This is a genomic window from Terrabacter terrae (genome assembly GCF_039529575.1).
GTDB classification, from domain to species: domain Bacteria; phylum Actinomycetota; class Actinomycetes; order Actinomycetales; family Dermatophilaceae; genus Terrabacter; species Terrabacter terrae.
Genome location: NZ_BAAANB010000001.1, coordinates 187,802 through 191,980, shown reverse-complemented (window position 1 = coordinate 191,980; position 4,179 = coordinate 187,802). Strand labels below are relative to the sequence as shown.

The following is a 4,179-nucleotide window of genomic DNA, read 5'->3' as shown; positions in this document are numbered from 1 at the left end:
CCGCGACCAGCCGCGGCTCGACCGGCACGTCGAAGTACGAGCGCACGTTGCGCCAGGCCTGGGAGTGGGCGCGGCCCATGAAGGCGTAGCCGATCATCCCCACCCCGAGGGTGGGCTTGCTGGGTGTGCTCATGACGTCCTCAGATCCGACGTGGGGGGTGTGCTGCCTGGCGTTCGGGGCGTACGCGTCGTATGCGTCGTGCAGGTCTCGCGCCCGCGCCGCCGGGCGTGCGGCGGCGCGGGCGCAGACCCGTCAGGACTCGAAGCCCAGGGGCAGGTACTGGTCGACGTTGTCCTTGGTCACGACCGGCGCGTTGAGGACGATCCGTCGCGGGACCTCGACCTGGACGAGGTCGCTGATGCCCTTGCCCTGCGCGATGAGACGCGCAAGCTTGATGCCGTCGGCGGCCTGGGTGGGCGGGTAGATGACGGTCGCCACCATCTTGCCGTCCTTGATCCAGCGCATGGCGTTGGCCGAGCCGGCGCCACCGATGAACGCCATCTCGTGACGGTTGGCCTGGTCGAGGGCGGCCATCACGCCGACACCCTGGTCGTCGTCGTGGTTCCAGAGGATGTCGATCTTGGGCGCAGCCTGCAGCAGGTTGGACATCTGCTTCTCGCCGGACTCCACGGTGAACTCCGCGGCGACGCGGTTGTCGACCGTCTGTCCGCACGCCTTGAGGGCGTCGGCGAAGCCCTTGCTGCGGTCCTGCGTCAGGGGCAGCGAGTCGATGCCGGCGATCTCGGCGATGACCGGGTTGGACAGGTTCTTGTCCTTGACGAGCTTGCACGCGTAGGTGCCGGCCGAGACGCCCATCCCGTAGTTGTCCCCGAGGATCGTCGCGCGGGCGGCGAACGGGCTGGAGAACTCGCGGTCGACGTTGATGACCGGGATACCGGCGTTCATGGCCTTGGTCGCGACCTCGGTGAGGGCGGCCCCGTCGGTCGGGAGCAGCACGATGGCGTCGACCTTGTCGTTGATGAACGTCTCGATCTGGCTGATCTGAAGGCTGGCGTCGTTGGTGCCCTCGGCGACCTTGAGCTCGACGTCGGCGTGCTTCTTCGCCTCGGCCTGCGCGGCGCTGTTGATGGCGCCGAGCCAGCCGTGGTCGGCGGCGGGACCGGAGAAGCCGATGACGACCTTCTTGCCGGGGGCGTCGTTGTCGCTCGCGGCGTTGCCGGCTGATGTCTGGGTCGAGGCCGCGGGAGTCGTGGCCGGGTCGTTGCTCGTGCACCCCGCGGCCACCAGTGCCGTGCTGAGGGTGACGGCCAGGACGGCGACGCGCTTGGTGGAACGGGAGAGTGATGCGGACACGCTGACTCCTATGTGAGCGATGTTGATGAGGTGAGTTGCCGTGCGACCCGGTGGTCCGGGTTGGTGATGTGGGTCCCCGCGGTGCTGTGATCCGTCCGGCCGGCAAGGCCGGGCAGCGGTGAGGTGGATCGCGCTAGGTCGACCGCGTGCGCGAGACCCGTTGCTGGAGCAGGACGGCGGCGACGATGATCGCTCCCTTGGCCACCGCCTGGGTGGACGTGTCGAGGTTGTTGAGGGTGAAGACGTTGGTGAGCGTCGTGAAGATGAGGACGCCGAGCACGGTGCCGACGACCGTCCCGCGGCCACCGCTGAGGAGCGTGCCGCCGATGACGACGGCCGCGATGGCGTCGAGCTCGTACAGCTGGCCGTGGGTCGAGGTGCCGGTGGTCGTGCGCGCCATGAGCATGACGGCCGCGATGCCGCACGCGACACCGAGCAGCGCGTACAGGTACATCGTGTGGCGCTGCACCCGGATGCCGGCGAGGCGCGCGGCCTCGGGGTTGCCGCCGATCGCCAGGGTCCGGCGCCCGAAGGTCGTGCGGTTGAGCAGGACCCAGCCGATGACGGCGACGAGGGCGAACATGATGACGAGGACCGGCACGCCGAGGACGCTGCCGCCGAAGAACTCGATGAAGCCGCGCTCTCGGACGATCTGGGTGCGCCGCTTGGCGATGATCTCGGCGAGGCCCCGGGCGGCGGCGAGCATCGCCAGGGTGACGATGAAGGGCGCGATCCGCCCGTAGGCGACGAGGACGCCGTTCACGAGGCCGCAGCCGGCGCCGACCGCGACGGCAGCGAAGACCATGACGATCCAGTGGCTGTTGGCGGCCATCGTCTGGGTGGCGACCGTCGTGGCCCACACCGACGACAGGGCCACGATCGCGCCGACCGACAGGTCAATGCCGCCGCCGGAGATGACGAAGGTCATGCCCACGCTGACGACGCCGATGACCGACCCGAGGCGCAGGATCGTCAGGGCGTTCTCGGGGCTGGCGAACCGGTCGCCGCCGGTCAGGATGCCGACGACGACGAGCAGCACCAGCGCGAGGACGAGGCCGGCGCTGCGCCCGGCAGGGCCGGACAGCAAGCCGGTGATCGCGCCGGCGTTCCGAGCCGCCGCGCCGCCGACGGCGGGGCCGCCCTTCGGCTCCTCCGGCGCCGTCCCGGACCCCGCGGCGGGCGGGGTCTGGTCGGCCTTCGTGACGTCGGCGCTCATGCCGCGTCTCCCTTCAGGATGATGTCGAGGACGGCGTGCTCGTCGAGCTCCTCGGCCGGCCCCTCGTGACGGACGGTGCGGTCGGCGAGGACCAGCACCCGGTTGGAGAGCCCCAGCACCTCGGGGATCTCGCTGGAGACGACGACGACGGCCACGCCCTGGTCGGTGAGCCGGCGCACGAGGGCGTAGATCTCGGAGCGCGCGCCGACGTCGACGCCACGGGTCGGCTCGTCGAGGAGCAGGACGCGGCAGCCGCGGAGAAGCCAGCGCGCGAGGACGACCTTCTGCTGGTTCCCGCCCGACAGCGTCCGGGACTCCCGATGGACACCGCGCGGGCGGACGTCGAGGGAGTCCATGAGCTCTTCGGAGGCGGCGACCTCGGCATCGCCGTCGAGCACGCCGGCGCGGGAGAACCGGGCGAGCGTGGCGAGGGTGATGTTGGAGGCGAGGGAGGCGCCGAGGACGAGCGCCTGGCCCTTGCGCTCCTCGGGGCACAGGCCGATCCCGGCGGCGACGGCGGCCGCTACCGAACCGGCCCTCACCGGCTTGCCGTCGACGAGGACCCGCCCGCTCGTGGCGCGACGGGCCCCGAAGATCGTCTCGACGATCTCGGAGCGCCCCGAGCCGACGAGGCCGGCGAGACCGACGACCTCTCCGGGGCGGACGTCGAAGGTCACGTCGGCGAACTCGCCTTCGCGGGAGAGCCCCTCGACGCGCAGGGCCGGCTCGGCCGCGGCGACCTGTGGGCGGTCGGGGAAGACGTACTCGATGGATCTGCCGGTCATGAGCCGGATGAGCTCCTGCGTGCCGGTCTGCTCGGCGTCGAGGCCGGTGGCGACGGTGCGGCCGTCCTTGAGGACGGTCACCCGGTCGCCGATCGCGCGGATCTCCTCGAGGCGGTGGGAGATGTAGACGACGGCGACGCCCTGGGCGGTGACCTCGCGGATCACGGCGAAGAGCTGCTCGACCTCGCCGGCGTCTAGGACCGCCGACGGCTCGTCCATGATGATGAGCCGCGCGTCGCGGGAGAGGGCGCGAGCCATGCTGACGATCTGGCAGGAGGCGGCCGACAGCGTCCCCACCTCGGTGGACGGCGAGATCTCGCGGTGGCCGAGACGGGCGAGCAGCTCGGCGGCGCCGCGGCGGGCCGTCGTGCGCTGGGAGAACCCGAAGCGGGCGGGCTCGTGCCCGAGGTAGATGTTCTCGGCGACGGTGAGGCCCTCGACGAGGTCGAGCTCCTGGTACATCGTCGCGACGCCGAGGTCCATGGCGGCCTGCGGGTGGTGCAGCGTCACGGTCTCGCCGTCCCACTCGATGGTGCCCTCGTCGGGCTCGTGGACGCCCGCGAGCACCTTGATGAGCGTGCTCTTGCCGGCACCGTTCTGGCCGAGCAGGCAGTGCACCTCACCGGGCTGCACCTCGAGGTCGACGCCTCCGAGCGCCACCACCCCCGGAAACCGCTTGACCACGTTGGTCATTCGCAGGAGAGGGGTGCCCACTCCATCTCGTCGTCGAGACTCCATGCGTCACACCGTGGACCACTTTTGTCGGCACGTCAAGCAAAAGTTTTCTGAGTCAGGCACACAAGTCTCGGCCATGGCATGTGAAAGCCGCTTGTGCTTGACTGGAAAGGTGCGTGCAGAACCAA

The 4,179-nt window shown here is 70.5% G+C and carries 3 protein-coding genes; all 3 read right to left on the bottom strand.

The genetic code is table 11. The features are described from left to right. Window positions 1–253: 253 nt before the first annotated feature. Window positions 254–1,315: a substrate-binding domain-containing protein gene (locus ABD194_RS00930; RefSeq protein WP_343986109.1), complete on the bottom strand. Its 1,062-nt coding sequence runs from the start codon at window positions 1,313–1,315 to the stop codon at window positions 254–256. Between the two features lie 133 nt (window positions 1,316–1,448). After that, window positions 1,449–2,531, bottom strand: coding sequence for an ABC transporter permease (locus ABD194_RS00925; RefSeq protein WP_343986106.1), 1,083 nt, complete (start codon window positions 2,529–2,531; stop codon window positions 1,449–1,451). Beyond that, window positions 2,528–4,009 (bottom strand): sugar ABC transporter ATP-binding protein, encoded by a 1,482-nt coding sequence (locus tag ABD194_RS00920; protein ID WP_343988142.1) that lies wholly within the window; start codon window positions 4,007–4,009, stop codon window positions 2,528–2,530. The genes ABD194_RS00925 and ABD194_RS00920 overlap by 4 nt, the downstream gene beginning before the upstream one ends. Between the last annotated feature and the right edge of the window lie 170 nt (window positions 4,010–4,179).